Source organism: Pseudoalteromonas sp. NFXS53 (assembly GCF_056629255.1).
In genome coordinates this window covers 1-20,517 of record NZ_JBWVBR010000027.1, presented here as the reverse complement: position 1 = coordinate 20,517, position 20,517 = coordinate 1, and the positions used below count along the sequence as shown (strand labels likewise).

The following is a 20,517-nucleotide window of genomic DNA, read 5'->3' as shown; positions in this document are numbered from 1 at the left end:
GAGACTTGCTCTAGATAGAGATGCGGGTCTCAAGTTTACTGCCCTTAACAATGGTAATGTCATTACAGTTAAGTCTAACCTTTCCATTTTCAGACTCAAGCATATAAGCAAATTCAGGACAGACTTCCATACAAGCGTCTGCTAACTGTTTTTTGGCTCGGTGAACCATGATATTCATATGATTCATTTGTATGCCTAGCGCTTTAGCTAGCTCTTCTCTATACATCCAACCTTGTAGTTCAGGCTCTAAGCCTGCTTGTTTATCCAGAATACGAGTGCGTGCTAGTAGTAATAGCAGGTAATGATGTGAACGTGTGCCTAAATCGAATGTTTTGCTCGCAACATTTAATGTAAGATGCGTGTTTTCTTCATCTAAGCTCACGTTAAAAGATAAGGCATATTCAATATTTTGTGCTATTTCGCTTTTAAGTTGCTTGGTAATGGTCGACGGGCTTGAGCAGTAAAATTGCCACTGATCATTAAAAATACTGATCAGCCCTCCATCAATCAAAACCTGCCTGTCATTTGTGAATAAGTCTTCTAAAAACCAATAATTAAGCATGCTATCAAAGTATGCAATATGTGTAGCTTCTTGCTCGTTTGGCAATAATAACTGATCTTTTATTTCGATTACTTTATTGCTGTCAGACTGAGACACTAAGAATTGGCAATCAGTGCTTAAGTCGCCGACAACAAAAGAGCTGCGACCAGGTGCCGCAAAATCAATTTTATCGTTCAAACATAATTGATAAGGTAGGTTTTTGCTTATCTTCTTATCATTGATCCAAATACCATTGGTGCTCACATCTCGAATTAACCAGTTACCTTGGGTATGTTCGATAATTGCGTGGTGACGAGAGATTTCAGGCGAGTTGATAAGCGTATCAACGTTATATTTAAATCGCCCAATGGTGTGGTAGCTTTTTAGATAGACCTTTTCAAGCTTTTGTTCATCAATGAGATAAGCCATACATGCTTCCTTTTCTTAATTAAAACCAAAATTTTTCCGTTGAAACAATCGGCTGATACTAAACTGTCCAGTTGTTCAGCACAATATGATTTAACTTGTTAATGTACACATTGAACGAATAATGAAATTTTGAAAAGTTCAAATTGTATTAACCCAAATCAAGTCTAAGCCTTTTTTTTGTAATATGCGATTACAGTCACTTACACCGCTTGCACATTCGAGCTTACTGAACCATATTTTTATTATTGCAATGAAGTAAAAAGTGGTTCTGAGAGGTAATAAGATGGGTGAATTTAAAAAAATAGACACAGTTGAGTTAAAAGGAGTGTATCAATTCTGCGATCATTTCGACTCTGAAAAACTAGATCTTAAGAGTAGTGCCCTTAAGATAGTGACCGATTTTACCCGACGAACGCCGCAAGTTATTTTAAAAGACGTAGATGTTGATCATGCTTTATTCATGATGGTAAATGGTCATGTTAGGTCTAAGTTAGTAATAGACCATGACGATACGTTTTTAGGGGTTATTAACTCTCGTGATTTAACGGGTAGAAAAGTACTGACTGTGGCGCAAAAACGCAACCAATCTCGCAATGATCTGACTGTTGAAGATTTAATGACAAAGAAGTCTGATCTACGTGCGATGCCTTACTCAATGGTAGAAAACTCTAAAATAGGCGATGTACTCGAAACGCTAAGAGGGTTAGGCCATCAACACATTTTATTGGTTGATGAAAAAGGTAACTTAAGAGGAATGATCTCAGCCAGTGACATTGCTAGGGCGTTACATATTCCAGTTAATATTCTTCAAACAGCGCATTCATTTAAAGAAATCTTCGAAATTATTCATGATCATCAAGAAGTCACAGCTTAAATGATATAAAAGTGTCTCAAAATTGAGACACTTTTATTTTTTAAGCTGTTTCAGTTTCGACACAATATAGTATTATCTCCAACCTGAAAAATATAAAAATCATTAAATAACAATAAATTAAATCTTGGCTCGATAGTTGATTTAAGTTACTCAGTTCAACTATTGGAGTCAGCTATGGATACGAAGAGAGCCTCACAACCAAAACCTGCAATTAAGCGATATTGGTACTTACCTGTTATATTTTTGATCGCCCTAGCCATTTACCTATCAAAGCAGTTTTTAGGCGATGCTTCTTATTTTGTCGCACGAGATAAATTACAAATGGCTAACGTACAGCACGGAGACTTCAAAATTGAAGTAAGGGGCTCTGGGGTTTTAAAGCCAAAATCACTGCAATGGAGTGCAGCGCAATCTAGAGGCAGAGTTCAACAGTTACTTGCAAAGCCTGGAGACAGTGTAGTGCAAGGTCAGAAAATTGCGGAGTTAGAAAATGTCGAACTGCTGAGTGAACTAGAGAAAATTCAATGGGAACTTAAAGCCATTAAGGCTGAAAATAACGCGGCCGCTGTAGCACAACAAGCTCAACAACTTGATCTTGAAAATGCCGTTATGGAAGCTGAGTTTAATTACAAAAGCTCAAAACTAAAACTTGATGCAGAGCAATCGTTACTAGATCAAGGCAAAGGTTCATTGTCTGCATTAGATTTTAAACGCACTCAACTTGCTGTTAAGCAACAGTACGCTCGCTGGCAGGCACAAATAAAACGTGCTGATAAAATGCAACAAAACTATCAAGCCAGTGAGTTGGCCAGACAAGCACGTTTTGAGCAGGTCGAAAACAACCTCAGAAAAGCACAGCAGCAGGTAAGTGGCTTAACAATCACAGCGGGCATATCTGGCATAGTACAAAAGCTGCCGATTGAGCTTGGTCAGCAACTTAATAGCGGTGAAAATGCAGCTTTAGTAATAGATTCTGGTTCGCTATTTGCCGAGATAAACGTTCAAGAAATACAAGTTAAAGACGTTGTAATGGGTCAACCCGTCACCATAGATACCCGCTTTAATAAGCTCGCGGGTGAAGTGCAGCGTATTTCCCCGTTATCTGAAAATGGTCTAGTAGCAGTGGAGGTGGGGATTATCTCTGAGCTACCTAAGGAAGCGCGCTCAGATCTCAATATTGATGGTTACATTGAAGTGACAAACATCAAAAACACGCTCTATGTAAAACGCCCTGCATTTGCACCAAAAAATCGTACGGTAGATCTGTTCAAAACGACCAGTGACGGTGCGTTTGCACAAAAGCATGAAGTCAAACTTGGCACCAGTACTGCCAAATATATTCAAATTCTCTCTGGTCTTAACCCAGGCGATCAAATTATTATCTCTGACACCAGCGCATGGGCATCTCATAGCAGTGTCAAAATACAATAATATCAATAGGTTTAAAAAGGATCTCTCATGTCATTATTAAGTTTAAGTAACATCAATAAATCATTTTTAACTGAAGACATCGAAACCCATGCGCTAAGTAATATTAATCTTGAAATAGCACAAGGTGAGTATGTTTCCCTGTCTGGCCCTTCTGGCTGTGGTAAATCTACCTTGTTGTCTATTTTAGGTTTACTCGACACCGCAACCAGCGGGCAATATTTATTTAATGGTCAGGATGTCACGGGCTTTAGCCGAGATAAACGGGCTCAGATCCGTTGTTATGACATCGGCTTTGTTTTTCAGTCTTTTAATTTAATTTCTAGTCTCACAATAAGTGAAAACATCATGTTGCCGCTGACTTACCAAAATGGTGTCTCTAAGAGCTTGATGCAAAGTAAGGTGAATGAAGTATTGGAACGTGTTTGTATGCAACATCGTGCGAATCACTTTCCTTCTCAGCTGTCTGGTGGTCAACAGCAACGAGTAGCTGTTGCAAGAGCCTTGGTGAACGATCCTAAAATTATCTTTGCCGATGAGCCAACAGGTAACTTAGACAGTCAAAATGCAGAAAAAGTGATGGCGTTATTTGACCAGTTACATCGAGATGGCAGCACGATTTGCATGGTGACACACGACCCTCGCAGTGCTCAGATGGCGCAGCGACAAGTTAGTATTCTTGATGGCACATTAGTCAATGATGTCATGCTTCATTCTGTCGAAAAAGTACCAGCGTAAGGAGCACATTATGTGGCTTGATATTAAGTATGCACTCAGACAATTACTTCAATCGCCTAAATTCTCAGCCTTGACGCTGCTGGTACTGATTGGCGGGCTATTTGTCAGCTTGTATAGTTTTTCATTCTTGAATTCAGTGCTATACAAAGATTTGCCTTTACCCGAAGGCGATACCATTTTACATATTTCTTCTCAATCACAAGAAGATGCAGACTTAGATCCTATGCCGGCTTGGGAAACCGCGAATCTAATCGAATCACAAACCAGTTTCGCGCAGATAGGTCGTTATGTATCAACATTTGGGCATATATTATTTGAACAAACATCGAAACGACTTAGTTTAGAAAAAGTTGATAGTAACTTCTTTGAGTTTGCAAAAGTTCAACCATTAATGGGGCGTTCACTGGAAGCTGAAGACTACCAAGCCGGTGCAGAGCCTGTGGTAGTGTTAAGTTATGTTATTTGGCAGAGCACTTTTAATGGTCAGCAAGACATTGTAGGTCAAATTATTAATCTCAATAATCAATTAACGACGGTTATAGGCGTTATGCCTGAAGGTTTTGCTTTTCCAGTCGCAGGTAGAGCTTGGCAGCCTTTATCTTTGCAGTATAGGCAGCCACAAATGAGCAACGATGAGTGGCTTAGTGCCTATGGTCGTTTAAATAAAGGCACGTCTATTGAGCAAGCCGAAACTGAATTATCCAGCTTGCTAAAAGGGTTTTATGCTCAGAAGCAGCAAGCACTGGGCCGTGACTATGAGCCAAGAACAGTTGCGATTACATCGTTTCCGAGTGCGCAAGTAAATGGGGCAGGTGGTATTGTTTTTACCTTTATCAATGGTGTTGCACTGTGCATATTATTACTCGCTTGTATCAATGTTGGTAACTTATTGCTTGCTAGAGCGTTAGAGAAAAATAAAGAAACAGCAATCCGAGCCGCGCTAGGTGCCCCCACTAAACGTTTAATTTCTCAGTTAATGTGGGAGGGGAGCATTTTAACCATTCTTGGTTCTGTGTTAGCGGTTTTATTAGCAGGAGCTGCCCTGAGTTATACAGAAATCGTTTTACAAAGTCATATGGCTGATAACCTTGCATTCTGGTGGCATTGGGGAATGGATACTGACACATTATTCGCAGCCTTGGGGTTTGCCTTAGTGACGCTTTTCTTTGCTTGTTTCCTACCTGCGTATAAAGCAGCAACACAAGATGTGAATGCCACTCTACGGGACGGTACACGTGGAGCTCAGGGTAAAAAAGCGGGCCGACTTTCTAAGGTATTATTGACTGCACAAATATTTTTAATTTCTACACTAATGCTGATTGGCGGGTTATCTGCGTTTTTATCACAAACTATTATTAATATGGATATGGGCGTCGACTTCAAGAATAGTTTAGATGTGAATTTAACGTTAGATGAAAAGCGTTATACCTCTGCAGAACAAAAACTTACTTACTATCAGTTACTAAAAGTTGAACTTGAACAGCAAGATAGTATCAGCGATGTCTCTCTCAGTGCTTACTTGGGTAAAAAGCCTGTCTACCCAGCGGGTCAAATCATTGAAAGAGATCAGGACAAACCACAAGTAGATGTGATTGAGCTGATTGGAAACACACAAAGCTACGGTCCGTATTTGCTAGAGGGTCGTCACTTTGACGAACAAGATCATCGTAATGCCATGCGAACAGCCGTGATCTCCGATTCAATGGCAAAACGATACTGGCCGAATGTCAGCCCACTTGGGGAGCAAATAGACGTTGAACTTAAATCAGGAAAAGAGACGCACACAATTGTGGGAGTTGTGACGAATAGAATGAATGCATCGTCTTTATTCGCTGCACTAGATAAAGAAGACGAAATTTATACATCGGCGCTGCAAGGTGAAGTCGTGCCTTTAAGAGTGACATTAAAGCACTTTGGAGATAGCCAACAAGCACAGACCGATTTTTATCATGTATTTTACCGTTTAGATCCAGCGTCTGATCCTGGCTATTTCAGATCGAAAGAAGATGACTTTGGCATGCTACACAAAATGGCCAAAACAGCGTTCTTTATTACTTTTGGATGTGCTTTCTTCGCGTTGTTCTTAGCATTAACAGGTATTTATGGCTTGAGTGCGGGTACAGTTTTCCAACGCTATAACGAAATTGGCGTCCGCCGCGCTGTCGGTGCAACCGATAGAGCAATAGTCAGTTTATTCGTAAAACAGGGCAGTAAATTGTTGGTATTGGGCAGTGGCTTAGCCTTACTACTTTTTGTCTTGATTGCTTATGTATTTCATAATTTTACAGAGCAGCTAGTACCGGCTTATATTTATCCGATACTTGCGTGCGTCGTAACAGTGCTAGTTGCAAGCGCGGTGTTACTTGCCATTTATTTTCCAACCAGAAATGCGGTAGTATTGGAGCCAAGCCAGGTACTTCGCTATGAGTAAGGAATAACAATAATAATGGCAAACATTTTAGTGGCTGACGATGATATTAATATCATCGCCAGCCTACAGTTTTTACTAGATGACCATGGTTTTGATGTGCAAGGGGTAACGTCTCTTGAAGCAGCTAAAACCCAATTAACGCAACATAGCTTCGATCTTGTCATGCTGGATATGAACTTTCATCGTGATACCACATCAGGCAGTGAAGGTATTGAATTTATTCAGCAAATGAATGAATTGTTGGCCGAGAAGCTGCCGCCGATTATTGCCATGACAGGCTGGGCGACCATAGATATCGCAGTTTCAGCATTGAAGGCCGGTGCAAAAGACTTTGTGCAAAAGCCGTGGCAAGACGACGCACTTATTAATACCATTCAAACCCAAATTAAACTGGCAGAGCGAGAACAACAGCTCGAACTTGCGCAAGACGAAAATAGTCAACTGAAACAAGACCTATATCTCCAACATGACGATCTCATTGCAGAATCTGTAGTGATGCAGCAATTGCTTAAACAGGCACAAAGTCTAGCAAAAAGTGATATGAACATTTTGATCACAGGTGAAAACGGCACAGGTAAAAGCTTACTTGCAAGCAAAATTCATGAGTTTTCAAAGCGCGCTTCAGGACCCTTTGTCAGTGCAAATATGGGCGCGATTGTAGAAAGTTTATTTGAAAGCGAGCTATTTGGTCATGTAAAAGGGGCATTTACAGATGCCAAACAAAACCGTGCAGGGCGCTTTCAAATGGCGCAGCAGGGCACATTATTTTTAGACGAAATAGGTAATATTCCGCTTGCTCAGCAGGCAAAATTGCTGCGCGTATTAGAAGAAAAACAATTTGAACCTGTGGGTTCAAGCAAAACCCAACGTGCTGATGTAAGATTAGTCTCTGCGACCAATACCGATCTTGAATCTGCTATTCAAGCTGGGTCATTCCGACAAGATTTATTTTATCGTTTAAACACGGTTACCTTGCATATGCCTGCGTTAAAAGCGCGCAAAGACGACATTGTGCCATTGGCAAATTACTTTGTTGCGAAGCATAGTAAGCATTATGGCAAAACCGATGTTTGTTTATCTGAGTGTGCTAAAGCTGCATTGCTTGCATATCACTGGCCGGGCAATTTAAGAGAGTTAAGCCATTGTATAGAGCGTGCACTGTTTTTAAGTGACACAAGCATCACAGCTGAGAGCTTGAATCTCAACGTAACTGGTGATGACATTCAGCAAAACATACCGACAACGATGCCTGAAGACAGTATTACCAGCCAAGCCAATTTAACCTTAGATGAAATAGAGTTTCAGGCAATGGAGCAAAGGCTTAAACACTTTGCTGGAAATGTCACCGAAACTGCCAAATCTTTAGGCCTCAGTCGCAGTGGCTATTACCGTCGCCTGGCTAAATACGAAGCGCAATAGCATGCAATTTTTTAAGCGTTTAAAAACGAAAGCGGTTGATCATAAACAGCAGCAGACTCGGTTGTTGTTGGGTTTATCGCTCCCAGCGATTTTAGTGGCGTTTTTTAGTTTACTTTACGCAGGGCTCAACATCTATTTGCTGGCGTTTTTCAGCATCATTGCGGTGTTAGGGTTATTTTATGTGGTGTATGCCACACGAAATAACATAGACAAACAACAACAGCTTATTAGTAACTTATTGGCGGCTTTGATTGAAGAAGACTACACAATGCGCGGTAACTTACAGCAAGATGCCGCCATCGCACCGTTGTTGAAGCTCATTAATACGCTTGCTGATAACCTACAAACCAAGAGTCGGCAAGTATCTGAAAAGCAGATCCTGATCGATAAAATTTTAGATCAGGTTCAAGCCATGTGTTTTGCTTACGACAATGAGCAAAATATCGTGATGGCAAACCATGCCGCACATACCCAGTTATTTTTAGGTCAAGAGTTAGAAGTTTGTTCACTTCAAGATTTCAATTGGATGAAATCACTCACTGAGAAAAATTCAGCAGTTGTCGCGTTAAATACTTCACAGCTTCAAGGCGAGTATTTTGCATTTAAAGATAAGTACTTTAGCGCAGGCACGCCACATACGCTGTTGCTGCTAATAAAAGCTGAACAAATACTCGATGAGCGAAAACAGCAAGCATGGCAAGATCTATTGCGTGTGTTAAGTCACGAACTTAATAATTCACTCACGCCAATTGCAACAATCAGTCGTAGTCTAAATAAGAAAATTCAACAGTGTGAATTTGAGAAGCAACCACAGTTTCAACAAGGGCTAGAGATTATTTCCGAACGGGCAAGTTCTTTGCAGGCGTTCATTACCAGTTACCGTGAATTGGCACAATTGCCAAAGCCGAGTAAATCAGCTGTCACCGTACAAAGTTTATTTGATCCTATTCTACCTTTGTTTGATTGTGAATTTACTTATAGCGAAAATTGGCCAAAAGCTGCCTCACAGTTAGTGCTGAATGTTGATAAAAAACAACTTCAGCAAGTGCTCATCAACCTGATAAAAAATGCCATTGAAGCCAATGCAGCAAATAACCAGCAAGGCATTGAGTTAAATCTTGAAGAAAGTGATGACATGTTGAAAATTAGCACCCGAGACTTTGGACAAGGGATCGCCAATTTTGATAATTTATTTGTGCCTTTTTATACCACCAAACAACAGGGCACAGGCTTAGGGTTAGCATTAAGTCGACAGATAATGCTTAATCATGACGGACAATTACAGTTAGAAAATCATCCTGAGCAAGGTGCAATCGCGACTGTGACTATGCCACTGCTGCAAAGAAATGATGAATAACTGGTAATTCATACAGTATTTTGGCATTATGCCAAAAAAATAAATGAGAATGTGCTTTGGCAGTAATTTTAGGCATAGATCCCGGTTCAAGGTTTACTGGGTACGGCGTGATTGATCATCAAGGAAGTAAGTTTACCTACTTAGGCAGTGGCTGTATAAAAGTGGGTGAGCATGATTTTCCGACCCGATTAAAAATGATCTTCCAAGGTGTCACCCAGCTAGTGGAGCAATTCAACCCGCAAAGCTTTGGCATAGAGCAAGTATTTATGGCACATAATCCAGACTCGGCCTTAAAACTAGGGCAAGCCCGAGGCGCAGCAATTGTTGCTGCGACTATGCAAGATGTTCCTGTTTATGAATACTCAGCTAGGCAAGTAAAACAAGCGGTTGTAGGCACAGGTGGTGCTAAAAAAGAGCAAGTTCAAGAAATGGTGAAACGTATTTTGAAGTTACCGGGCACACCGCAAGCCGATGCCGCTGATGCATTAGCCATTGCCATTTGTCATGCGCATTCTGAGCAAAATTTAATTCGTTTAGCTGGTAACGCCAGTAAAACAGTTCGTCGAAGATTAAGGTAAGAAACATGATTGGAAGACTAAGCGGCACACTATTAGAAAAGCAACCGCCAGAAATTTTACTTGATGTAAATGGGGTAGGCTACGAAGTTCAAATGCCGATGACCTGTTTCTACGAGTTACCTAATATCGGCGAGCAAGCAGCGATTTACACGCATTTTGTAGTACGTGAAGATGCACAGTTATTATTTGGCTTTAATCATAAAAAAGAGCGTGCTTTATTTCGAGAACTGATAAAAGCCAACGGTGTTGGTCCAAAACTCGGTTTAGCGATTTTATCGGGTATGTCAGCTGAGCAATTCATCCACTGTGTGAATAACGAAGATGCCACCACTTTGGTGAAAATTCCGGGTGTGGGTAAGAAAACCGCTGAACGTTTAGTGTTAGAAATGAAAGATCGTTTAAAAGACTTTGGCAATGATTTACTAACGCCATTTAGTGACAATGCGGTTCTTGCACCACAAGAAGATCCGACGGTTGCTAATAACCCTGCAGATGATGCAGTTGCTGCATTACTCGCATTAGGCTATAAACAAGCGCAAGCACAAAAAGCGGTGAAGGCAGTAAGCCAGCCAGATATGAATACCGAAGCGCTGATTAAAGAAGCGCTTAAATCTATGATGTAATAACCCTTATGATTGAAGCTGATAGACTGATTGAGCCAAGTGTTCAAGGCAATGAAGAAGTAATAGACAGAGCCATTCGTCCAAAGTTATTAGACGACTACACAGGCCAGCCCCATGTTAAAAAACAGATGGAAATTTTTATCGAGGCTGCCCGAACTCGCCAAGAAGCACTCGATCACCTTCTGATTTTCGGCCCGCCAGGTCTTGGTAAAACAACCCTTGCCAATATTGTTGCAAACGAGCTTGAAGTGAATATTAAAACTACGTCGGGTCCTGTACTTGAAAAAGCCGGTGACTTAGCCGCATTGCTTACCAATCTAGAAGAAGGCGATGTACTGTTTATTGACGAAATTCACCGTTTGAGCCCACAAGTAGAAGAAATTCTTTACCCTGCAATGGAAGACTATCAGCTTGATATCATGATAGGCGAGGGGCCTGCAGCACGTTCTATTAAACTAGATCTGCCACCATTTACACTGATCGGTGCCACCACCCGAGCAGGGTCGTTAACCTCACCGCTGCGTGACCGTTTTGGTATTGTTCAGCGCTTAGAGTTTTACTCAGCTGCAGATTTAGCAACTATTATTTCGCGTTCGGCATACTATTTAGACCTAGCTATTAGCCCAGAAGGTGCCGATGAAGTGGCACGTCGTTCACGCGGCACACCACGTATTGCTAACCGCTTATTGCGCCGAGTAAGAGACTTTGCCCAAGTAAAAGGCGATGGTAAAGTCAGCCAAGATATTGCCAAACAAGCCCTTGATATGGTGGATGTCGATAAATGCGGCTTTGACTATATGGACAGAAAGTATCTGCTTGCACTCATTGAAAAATTTGCTGGTGGCCCAGTCGGCCTAGATAATATCGCTGCGGCAATTGGTGAAGAGCGCGAAACCATTGAAGATGTAATTGAACCTTTCTTAATTCAACAAGGCTTTATTCAGCGCACACCAAGAGGGCGCATTGCGTCAAATGCCGCTTATCTGCATTTTGATTTGGCGCCTAAAGAATAGATAAAACAACCGAGTTTGATAGCTAGGTGGTTTTAATTATTCACAGCAAGTTGTTCATCTAACCAGTTTTCAAATTCTTCTAAGCTCGCTTTACTACCCTGAATAAAAGCGAGCGCAGAGAAAATATTTATACCTAGCTGTTCGAATAATTGTCTATCTTCATCAAATTCAGTTTCAAGTTCTTTGACCGTCTTTCCAGAACAAGCCTTAAACTGTTTGTGCCAATATCTTGCCAAGCCAGGCGTATTCATTACCTTAGAATCTTCTCTACTAATAAGAGGTAGTTCAGAATCACATTGCACTGCTACATATTCAAAATCGAATTTTGGATAGGCTATTTTATGATATTTAAAAGTCATGAACGAGTTTGCCTTGGCTTTTAGATAATGAAGTTTAGGTAAATTTAGACTGCATTCATTTTTTTCCAAGCTATGTTTTCCGAATATCTTTACGACTGTATTTAGCTCAAGCGCTTTAAAGCGTTCACTTGTCTCGGGCATTCTTATTCTGCGAGATAAAGCATCCACACCTTCTGACTGGATTCTTTTTACTGACTCTCTATTCAAGGTGGCGATTTCACCTAAATAATAATTTTCACTAAAATTTTTACTTTGGATTAATGAGGCACTAAGTACGATTTCTTGAGGGATTAAACTACCTTCATGATTTAATAATGGCTCCAGGTGAGTAAATATTTCTACCTGTGGCTCTTGTTCTAGCATTGCTTTCATTGTCTCGGATATTAATACATCAAATTTTAATGTTGATGACCATTTCGCAGCATCTACGCATTCTATAGTCTCAATGAATTTGCCTAGATTTAGGTATTTAATTACTTTTTTGAGATATGAAATAGATTCTTGATGAATATCCAGTAAGTGCACCCTTACCCGACTGTCTGGAAATAAATGTAAGATAGGCAATAAAATCGTGCCAAATGGGCCTGTACCTGCATATAGTATATTTATTGTCTTATGGTTTTGAAGTTGATAGCTAATAGCTTCATATGTTCCGCGCCAAAATTGCATTGTGCGTATAAACTCTTGTGCACATCGCATAGCCGTAATGGTCGAACAAGCTTTGCCGTATTTGGTGAGAGTCCCTTTATCACAACCAGATTCAACAGGCTCTCCCAATCCAGTTAAATTGCTTATTTGCTTAACCCAAGACTGAATCTCAGAAGCATATTGATACAGTCTGTTTCTTTCAACTTTCAGTACTTTTTGAATGAGCTGTTCTGTTTGGGTTTTAAAATCTAATTTTTCGTTAATATTTTCGAAGCTGTGTTTATAAACTTTATCTCTTAACCAGTCAGATACCTCGCAGTCAATAACAAGGTTAATTCGACTCTCGGACCCTAAATTTTGTACTTCGTGGATCTGATCAGCATTAATATACCAATACTCGCCAGCAGACATTGGAACAATTTGTCCGTCTACAAGGAACTTGAGATTTTCAGAAGTTTGAATTGGAATATGAATACGGGCCTCTCCTTGCTCTAAGCTCAAGCCTTTATCTCTATGAGGTTTTATGTGACAGCCAGGGTCTAAACGCATAAGCCTAACTGACTTAATTTTGCATTTGAGTTGAGATAATGCACTTTTAAACTCAACTGCTGAATCCAAAGCTGGTAAGTTTTGATATGCCTCAGTGCCCTCAATGCTAAAGGCTTGAAGTATTGGTGATGTGTTAATTAATTGAGATTTACACCTCAATGGCCTGACTTGCCAACCGCCTTTATGGGCGTTTGAATTTACATGTTCGACCCAAAACTGTTCATCCAACATTTTTGAAAGATCTTGTTTTAATTTTGTAGGATTAAATTTTATTCCTAAGAAGGCATAAGAAATAGCAGGCATAGCAAACCTTTGATTAATAAACTCATAAGTAAGGATATCGAGGTGAAAATCGTTAAACTCAAAGAAAGCACCTATAAATTAGGGCTTTCTTTTTAAAACATTCAATAGATTTAAGCCATTGATTGTGCTTTTAAATTAGTTTCTAAGATGACGTCAGTCTTCTTCTTTCTGAGGTTTATCAGTGAGGTCTTGATGGTTCTATTAGGCTTTAGAGAGTAGCTGTAATCGGTACTCGGTAGTTCAGTTTGAGACTCTAAAAAACACCCTTTATATAAAAATCTTGCATAAATTGTCGTTCCAGAAGGGACCTGCTCTAAACTAACATCTAGTGAAAATGATTTTTCTCCTAGATGGATCATAGAACCTTCAGATACAACTTCGCTAAAGTCATTTTCAGTAGAAAATTGCCAGGTGATTTCACTTTTACGCTCATGTCCAAAGGTTGGGTTTGTAGTTTCAGGCGTGAAACGAGCAAAAATAATGACAGGGGTCACGCGCTTGTCTTTCGGAGGAGTATGGTAATCGTTCTCTTGGCTTACAAAGCGGGTCGTGGGCGAAATAATTGTATTTGCGCTTGCATGTGAAAGTGTTGTTAAAGCGCTCGCAGCTGCAGCTGCTTTTAGGAATTGTCGTCTACTTGATGCTGTCATGAATATATTCCTTTTTAGTATTTTTACATCAATTTGATAATTCGAAGTGTGATGAATTTACTGTAAATCTGGCAGTTTTTGACTCTGGTAACCACATCATTAACGCGTGTGGTAATTTATTTTCAACAATCTTAAAGCCAAGTTTCTGGTATAGCTTTATTGCTGAAACATTCGAATGAAGCACGGTTAGAGTGAGAGGGACTTTGTTTTGTTCTGCAGCTGATTTTAATGCATTAATGACGACGCTGCCGTAGCCTTTATTTTGAGCTGCTTTGATAAACGAAATATCTATGATTCGAACTTCATTATGGCCAAAATCAACCGCTATTCTGCCAATCTTTTCTTGTTGCTTCTCAATGACAAAATAAAATGCATTAGGAAATTGCTCCCCGTAGCCTTCGAATTGTGCTTTAAATTGCATCTCAATCAATTCTTCAATGAAATCATGACTCGCGTCCACATGTTTAAGGTCGTCACGGGTACTATTGTACAAATTCACTAGAAAAGGCTTGTCTCTATCATTAGATGGGCGGATAACTAACCCACCTTGCATGGGGTTATTGAGCATAAATATTTTCCTTAATTATTCACTTCACGACCGATTAAGTATTGAAGTTTTTATATGCTAGTCTGCTTTTCAGGTAATAGCAATACATAGGATTTTGCTAAAAAAAGGCCCTTAAATTACTTTTAAAGCTTATAAATGGAGTCTAAAACACAACGGATTTTTACTAGTTTTATTTTATTTAATTAATTGAAATCAGTGTTTTACCATTATTTCCTTCTTCACTCTCTCATTTCTATTCTTGTTAAATGCAGACTCTGAAAATGGTGGTTGTATGGAATGTCGTGTAATGCGGTGTAATGTATTAAATATTCAAGTCTTCTAACTGTTCTGCAATTATATATTTGTAATTGTTAAGTTGTTGTGCAAGCTTAAATTATGTTATCGAAACGCTTTCGAATGATTATTAAAGCGCTTAAAAATTTAAAATTAAATTAAGGACAAATCATGCCTGAAAACGAACAGCAAGAAATTGGTGATATAAACTTCGCACAAAGCTTAATTAAGTTAAGTTTAGAGTCACTTAAGCCAATGGAAGGGAATACGATTGAAATCACGTCTTTGAAAAACAAGCAGTCATTTAAAGCACAAATTGATGAGGTTGTTATTGGTAAAACAGAGGGCAAGCGCTGGGAGTCATTTGTAATTTACTTAGATGTTTGTCCCAAACAAGATGTTGTTTTAACTCAAGGTTATTACAGAGTAAATTTCAACGAGCTGGGTATTTATGATCTATTTAGCAGTCCTAATAGTGAAACAGAGCTCGAATTTTGCTTTAACTTTGATAAAAAGTTAAGAGCTGAAGAGAAAGCATTGCAAACTTCTTAATTTAAGATGCAATTTTTATAAGGAAAATACATATGGCAAACCCATTTTTAGGTCAAATAGTCCAATTTGGCTTTGGCTGGGCACCCGTTAACTATGCATTATGTGATGGACAGGTTCTTCCAATTAATAGCAACAATGCATTATTTTCATTGTTAGGCGTTCAATTTGGCGGTGACGGTAACGAACAGTTTAATGTACCTGACCTCAGGAGTAGAGTGCCAGTTTCACAAGGCGAACTTCTCGACCCTTATGGTCAAACAAATTTCCAAATGGGTCAGTTTGGAGGGCTCGAAAGTGTTGTTCTTACCATTCAGCAAATGCCGTCTCATAGTCATTCGTTAGGTTGTGACAATTTGGACGCAGACAAGCCACGTGGAGATAACAATACTTTCGCTCAGATTAAATCTAGAAACTTATCAGAAGCTGCTTCACCACTATATAGATCTAATCTATCGACTAATGAATTGAAAATGCTTAACGAAAACGGGTTACCAACATCATCAGGTGGTAATCAAGCTCATACTAATATTCAGCCAAGTACGGTTATTAATTTTGCCATAGCATTAATTGGCGAGTATCCAGCTAGAAATTAAGGAGAATCACTATGTCTGAAAACTTTACTGGTGAAATTATTATGTTTGGTGGGACTTTCTCAATTCAAAATTGGGCGTTATGTAACGGGCAAGTTTTAGGAATTGCAAACCAGCAAGCTCTCTTTTCACTTTTGGGTACTACTTATGGAGGGAATGGTATTAATACTTTTGCGTTGCCAGAAATGAGGGGACGTATTCCTATGGGAAGCGGTCAAGGGTCCGGTTTATCAAATCGACAAATAGGAATGCAAACAGGCTCAGAGTCTGTCCCGTTGAGAGAAGTCGATATGCCCGTACATACTCATCGTCTTCAGGCTTCAAGTGGTCAAGCTAACAGTACTTCTCCTGTAAACTCTATACTTGCGAATGTGTCCAATGAGAACGGTACTTTTTATGAGACACAGCCATTTAGTAATGTGTTTGCCATGGCCAGTGGTCAGGTAGGGTCAACTGGGAAAAATCAATCTCACCCGAATATGATGCCTTATTCAGCTGTGAACTTTCAAATTTGCTTGACTGGTATTTATCCATCTAGAAATTAATCAATTAATTAATATTCAACCCTTATTAAGGAAAAGACTATGGCGAATCCTTTTATAGGACAAATTCAAGGCTTTGGGTTTTATTTTGCACCGAGAGAATGGGCACGTTGTACCGGAGCACTATTACAGATTTACCAATATCAAGCGCTCTATAGTATTCTTTCAAATTATCATGGTGGAGACGGAAGAAATACTTTTGCGGTTCCAAACCTATCAGGCCGAGCACCACTTCATGTAGGGGGAGGTCAAGAGAGAGGCCCCAACTTAAGTTATCACTACATTGGAGAGAGAGATGGCTCGAGTGAAGTGTCATTAACAGTTGACCAACTACCTAGTCACAGTCATGGTCAAGTATACGTTTCTGCACCTGGTGACTCAGTTGAGGGGTCTTCGCAAACACTTGCTGGTATTTACAGAAGTGATTCTGATGGTGATGGAGCTTTAAGTAGGCAAAATACGTTTAGTTCAACCCCATCAATACCAGCAAATTCTTCAATGAGTGAACATGCTATTTCGAGTACAGGTTCAAGTATGCCGCATAATAATACACAACCATACTTGACGCTTAACTTTTGCATTGCGTTGTCTGGTATGTACCCATCTCGAAACTAATTTTAATAAGCTCCTATTATAGTGATAGGAGCTTATTACAATTGTTTGATTTAAGTCGCTTTTACACTAATCTAATTAGAGTACTATCACTAAATACGAATATTTTATTTCCTTTATTTTGGGGTTTGGTTAATACATGCGTTTACTTATTTGCTGTCTTGTAGTGAGTTTTTTGTCTGCTTGCCAGTTAGTCGACAGTGAAAAAAAGCGGGCGATAACTTTCAAGAATTCAAAGAATCAAGTTCAGCTTTCGGCTATTGAAGGACAATCAAACCACTATGCAAGCAATTTAGGCCTTCACTTTATTTTAACTGATGACTTGCTTGCCCTCATTAAGCCTTCAGCAAAAACGCAGCTGAGCCAAGTTATAGGTGTAGATTCATTTAATACGATTGCAACTATGAGTAATAAAGAGATTGTTTTAATCAAGACATCTTCGAATAATTTACAAGAAATGATCGATCAACTAGGAGCGATTGAAGGCGTCGAGCAAGTCCAACCAGACCATTATATAAAGAAGCAACTTGATCAAGCTACCAAGCCAGTCTCAAAGCCAAAAAGTGATGCTTTACCAATGCTCGAACTGCCAATTCCTAGTCAATGCCCAGAACCGCTTCGTCCCGTAAGAGTCGCTATCATTGATAATGGTTTTGATTTTAGACATGAGGCTTTTAGTGATACAAAAGTATTACTGCATTATGATGCTGATAACTTGATTGAAATTGGTAATGTTCCAAAAAAACGCATAGGGCATGGTACTACGATGGCCGGAGTGATCCTTGCTAAAAATTTTTCAACTGGCGAAGAAGGTATCGCGCCTGCAAGTGAAATTATCGCAATCGAGCAGGCTAGCAGTAAACTTTCTTCAGTGATTTTAGGCTTTTCAGTGGCCAGAATGATGTCTGCAGACATTGTAAATTGTAGCTGGCTAATGGAGTTTAGAAGCGACTTACTCGTGTCTTTTATACAAGATTGGCACGCTCAAGAGAATCCAGTCTTTATTGTAACAGCTGCCGGTAATGGATCTAAAGATGCGTGTTTAGCTAATAAGCTAAGTCTTATACCCGAAGTACTAACAATAGGGTCCATTAATAGTGAAAAAAAACTAAGTACCTTCAGTAACTACGGCCCCTGTGTAGATTTATTTGTTCCCTCTAGACATATGTCGATTCATGAAACTGGATACATTTCAGCATCTAGCACTTCAGCCTCGGCAGCATTTTTTGCAGGCTTTTTAGCAAAAAGCCTGCAATGCGGTTTACAAAAATCAGATTTACGACAGCAACTTTTTAAAAATCACATAAACTAAATAGAGCGCTCAAAATAAGGATGTATTTTTAATGGCAGTAAATGAGAATAAATTATCTGAAAATGATTTTTATCTAGATTACTCTAGTAAAGCATCAGACAATTTTGCGGGCATTTTGTCTGCACTCAATATTTCTCTTTTAGTGAGTAGCTATCAGAGTAATGCAGTCTTTCTTCTTACTGGTAAAGATAACCAATTACACTGCGAAGTAAAACCAGTTAATAAACCTATGGGGCTCTATGCAGACGCTCAAAGGATCACACTTTCTAGCTACAATGGTGTGCATGATTTCATTCTCAATGAGCCTGCAAAAAATAGCATTGACAACGGTTATTTAGACTCAACAGAGCGCTTGCCTAAAAAATTGCAAATAGATAAAGCATTACAGCAAGATGTTATTGCTCAAGCGCAGGCGATTAAGCGAAGTGATGCCTTGTATTGCGAAAGATTTAGCCTTTCGACAGGCGTAATAAATATTCATGATATTGCTTGGGGGCAGCAAGGTCTTTGGGCTGTTAACTCTTCATTTTCTTGCCTTTCTACCCTTGATGCGACCTTTGGTTTTGTAGCCCGCTGGAAACCTGAATTTATCAGTAAAATAGCCCCAGAAAATCGCTGTCACTTAAATGGTATGGCCATGAAAGATGGTACCCCTCGTTTTGTCACAACCTTTGGTAAAGGTAATTCAAAAGAGTCGTGGCGTGATGGTGCAACTGGTACTTTAATTGATACCAAAAGTAATGAAATTCTACTCGACCATCTCACCTTACCCCATTCGCCAAAATATGACGACGGCTATGTTTACTTCTGCGATTCTGGTCATGGCAGTATTAATCGTTTTAATTTGCAAACAAAAAACAATGAAGTCATAGCCACGCTACCTGGTTTTACACGTGCTATAAAAGTGCTAGACGATTTACTCATAGTCGGAACCAGTGCAATAAGAAAATCTGAGGTAAAACGTCAGTTACCTGCAACAGACTATCAGTTGCCAATTGATAAAAGTATTGGCGCTGAGAATTCTATTTGTGGGATCTGGATTTTAAACAAGGCCACCGGTGAACAGATAGCCCACCTACATTTTGATGGTGAAGTGACTCAAATTTATGACATTGCGGTGATCCCTTATGGCTCACCGTATTTAGTTGAAAGCAGTCAAGCTATCGCTAGCCATTTATTTTATTTCTCTGAGGAATTAGCTCATGCTCTTTGATATACCCGTTAGTAAAACGCTACTCGCAACGGTTATTCCTGCGGTTATTGTTGGCGCACCTACTTATGCAAATGTTGACAATGCGATTCAAAAGAATTTCTCTCAGAGTTCAAAGGCATCTAAGGCTGGAGAAAAAACAAAAAATATTGCAGCTTCCTTAGTCACAGTAAAAATCCCCCGAAAAACTGATCAGAAGCTAGACGTTGACTTTAATCAGCTAGCCAGAGAAAACGCAAAGCAAGGCACGTTAAAGTTTTTACAACAACAGGGTTTGCTAACCAATAAGTCGGTTCAAAAAACTGAGACGATCCTAGCAAAGGGTACCAATAAGCAGTTTGCACAAGGCTCATGTAGACTTACCCCTAATCAAAATTGTTCAACTAATGTAAATCGAAGTACTTGTACTCCAGCCTCATATGGGGGGGGGACATATTACACAGCTCCTCGATGCGAAAGCGCAAGCAATCCTGAGATTGATGTCAAGGAAAGTGGAAGTAATGTAAATCATAATGGCAGTATTAACTTTGGTAATATTGAAGTTGGCGCTTCTTCAACTAAAACCTTCACCATAGAAGAAACGGGCGGGGCAGATTTAACGATTAATTCTATTGCAGTGACATCTAGTGAAGGCTTCACGCTATCTTCAAGAGGATGTTCATCACCGAGTCAAACCTTAAACAAAAACAATACGAGCAGTTGTACATTTGTAGTTGCTTTTTCCCCAGTGAGCACTGGAAGTAAATCAGGCACTGCTACAATTAACAATACAGATAGTGACGAAGGCACTTATACAATAAACCTTAATGGTACTGGCGTTGATACGACTGCACCCACAGTTTCAACATTCAGCTCATCAGCGAGCAGTGTTAAGGTTGGAGAAACCACCGATATCACCATGACAATGAGTGAATCGAG

Annotated in this window: 20 protein-coding genes; 16 read left to right on the top strand and 4 right to left on the bottom strand. The window is 39.6% G+C overall.

Annotated features, from left to right (window positions below; all coding sequences use genetic code 11):
• Positions 1-10 precede the first annotated feature (10 nt).
• Positions 11-970 (bottom strand): FHA domain-containing protein, encoded by a 960-nt coding sequence (locus tag AC1HJP_RS20030; protein ID WP_480363278.1) that lies wholly within the window; start codon positions 968-970, stop codon positions 11-13.
• A gap of 283 nt (positions 971-1,253) precedes the next feature.
• Here AC1HJP_RS20030 and AC1HJP_RS20025 point away from each other — a divergent pair, with 283 nt between their 5' ends.
• The 9 genes from AC1HJP_RS20025 (at position 1,254) to ruvB (ending at position 11,431) form a co-directional block, all read left to right on the top strand.
• A complete protein-coding gene (locus AC1HJP_RS20025; protein ID WP_138482027.1) occupies positions 1,254-1,844 on the top strand; it encodes a CBS domain-containing protein in 591 nt (196 codons plus the stop codon).
• A 174-nt stretch (positions 1,845-2,018) separates the two neighbouring features.
• Positions 2,019-3,275: an efflux RND transporter periplasmic adaptor subunit gene (locus AC1HJP_RS20020; RefSeq protein WP_480363277.1), complete on the top strand. Its 1,257-nt coding sequence runs from the start codon at positions 2,019-2,021 to the stop codon at positions 3,273-3,275.
• A 27-nt stretch (positions 3,276-3,302) separates the two neighbouring features.
• On the top strand, positions 3,303-4,010 hold the full coding sequence (locus AC1HJP_RS20015) for an ABC transporter ATP-binding protein (protein WP_480363276.1): 708 nt from the start codon (positions 3,303-3,305) through the stop codon (positions 4,008-4,010).
• 10 nt (positions 4,011-4,020) lie between these two features.
• Positions 4,021-6,441 carry an ABC transporter permease gene (locus AC1HJP_RS20010; protein ID WP_480363275.1) on the top strand — a complete coding sequence of 807 codons (2,421 nt, stop codon included), beginning with the start codon at positions 4,021-4,023 and terminating at the stop codon, positions 6,439-6,441.
• A gap of 15 nt (positions 6,442-6,456) precedes the next feature.
• The gene (locus tag AC1HJP_RS20005; protein WP_480363274.1) at positions 6,457-7,860 is read left to right on the top strand and encodes a sigma-54-dependent transcriptional regulator; all 1,404 of its coding nucleotides are present in this window, start codon (positions 6,457-6,459) and stop codon (positions 7,858-7,860) included.
• Between the two features lies 1 nt (position 7,861).
• Positions 7,862-9,217 carry a sensor histidine kinase gene (locus tag AC1HJP_RS20000; RefSeq protein ID WP_480363273.1) on the top strand — a complete coding sequence of 452 codons (1,356 nt, stop codon included), beginning with the start codon at positions 7,862-7,864 and terminating at the stop codon, positions 9,215-9,217.
• Positions 9,218-9,273: 56 nt separating this feature from the next.
• Positions 9,274-9,795, top strand: coding sequence for a crossover junction endodeoxyribonuclease RuvC (gene ruvC / locus AC1HJP_RS19995; protein WP_058030064.1), 522 nt, complete (start codon positions 9,274-9,276; stop codon positions 9,793-9,795).
• A gap of 5 nt (positions 9,796-9,800) precedes the next feature.
• Positions 9,801-10,418 carry a Holliday junction branch migration protein RuvA gene (ruvA, locus tag AC1HJP_RS19990; protein WP_480363272.1) on the top strand — a complete coding sequence of 206 codons (618 nt, stop codon included), beginning with the start codon at positions 9,801-9,803 and terminating at the stop codon, positions 10,416-10,418.
• A gap of 8 nt (positions 10,419-10,426) precedes the next feature.
• Positions 10,427-11,431, top strand: coding sequence for a Holliday junction branch migration DNA helicase RuvB (gene ruvB / locus AC1HJP_RS19985; protein WP_480363271.1), 1,005 nt, complete (start codon positions 10,427-10,429; stop codon positions 11,429-11,431).
• Between the two features lie 32 nt (positions 11,432-11,463).
• Here the strand turns inward: ruvB and AC1HJP_RS19980 are convergent, their stop codons facing one another.
• The 3 genes from AC1HJP_RS19980 to AC1HJP_RS19970 all read right to left on the bottom strand — a co-directional run bounded on the left by AC1HJP_RS19980 (position 11,464) and on the right by AC1HJP_RS19970 (position 14,508).
• Entirely contained in the window at positions 11,464-13,290 is a 1,827-nt protein-coding gene (locus AC1HJP_RS19980) for an aspartyl/asparaginyl beta-hydroxylase domain-containing protein (RefSeq protein ID WP_480363270.1), read from the bottom strand.
• Between the two features lie 110 nt (positions 13,291-13,400).
• Complete coding sequence (locus AC1HJP_RS19975; protein ID WP_058030061.1) at positions 13,401-13,940, bottom strand: PhoD-like phosphatase N-terminal domain-containing protein; 540 nt, start codon at positions 13,938-13,940, stop codon at positions 13,401-13,403.
• Between the two features lie 28 nt (positions 13,941-13,968).
• Positions 13,969-14,508, bottom strand: coding sequence for a GNAT family N-acetyltransferase (locus AC1HJP_RS19970; RefSeq protein WP_480363269.1), 540 nt, complete (start codon positions 14,506-14,508; stop codon positions 13,969-13,971).
• Positions 14,509-14,952: 444 nt separating this feature from the next.
• On the opposite strand from AC1HJP_RS19970, the gene AC1HJP_RS19965 reads away from it, so the two are divergent.
• From AC1HJP_RS19965 to AC1HJP_RS19935, 7 genes are all read left to right on the top strand, one after another.
• Entirely contained in the window at positions 14,953-15,333 is a 381-nt protein-coding gene (locus AC1HJP_RS19965; RefSeq protein ID WP_480363268.1) for a DUF6916 family protein, read from the top strand.
• A gap of 32 nt (positions 15,334-15,365) precedes the next feature.
• Positions 15,366-15,926 (top strand): phage tail protein, encoded by a 561-nt coding sequence (locus tag AC1HJP_RS19960; RefSeq protein WP_058030058.1) that lies wholly within the window; start codon positions 15,366-15,368, stop codon positions 15,924-15,926.
• Positions 15,927-15,937: 11 nt separating this feature from the next.
• Positions 15,938-16,468: a phage tail protein gene (locus tag AC1HJP_RS19955; RefSeq protein WP_480363267.1), complete on the top strand. Its 531-nt coding sequence runs from the start codon at positions 15,938-15,940 to the stop codon at positions 16,466-16,468.
• Between the two features lie 39 nt (positions 16,469-16,507).
• Positions 16,508-17,080 (top strand): phage tail protein, encoded by a 573-nt coding sequence (locus AC1HJP_RS19950; protein ID WP_480363266.1) that lies wholly within the window; start codon positions 16,508-16,510, stop codon positions 17,078-17,080.
• 136 nt (positions 17,081-17,216) lie between these two features.
• On the top strand, positions 17,217-18,389 hold the full coding sequence (locus AC1HJP_RS19945; protein ID WP_480363265.1) for a S8 family peptidase: 1,173 nt from the start codon (positions 17,217-17,219) through the stop codon (positions 18,387-18,389).
• A gap of 31 nt (positions 18,390-18,420) precedes the next feature.
• Complete coding sequence (locus AC1HJP_RS19940; RefSeq protein WP_480363264.1) at positions 18,421-19,602, top strand: TIGR03032 family protein; 1,182 nt, start codon at positions 18,421-18,423, stop codon at positions 19,600-19,602.
• Positions 19,592-20,517, top strand: a 926-nt coding sequence (locus AC1HJP_RS19935) for a choice-of-anchor D domain-containing protein (protein WP_480363263.1), incomplete at its 3' end; no start/stop codon positions are given. The genes AC1HJP_RS19940 and AC1HJP_RS19935, both read left to right, overlap by 11 nt.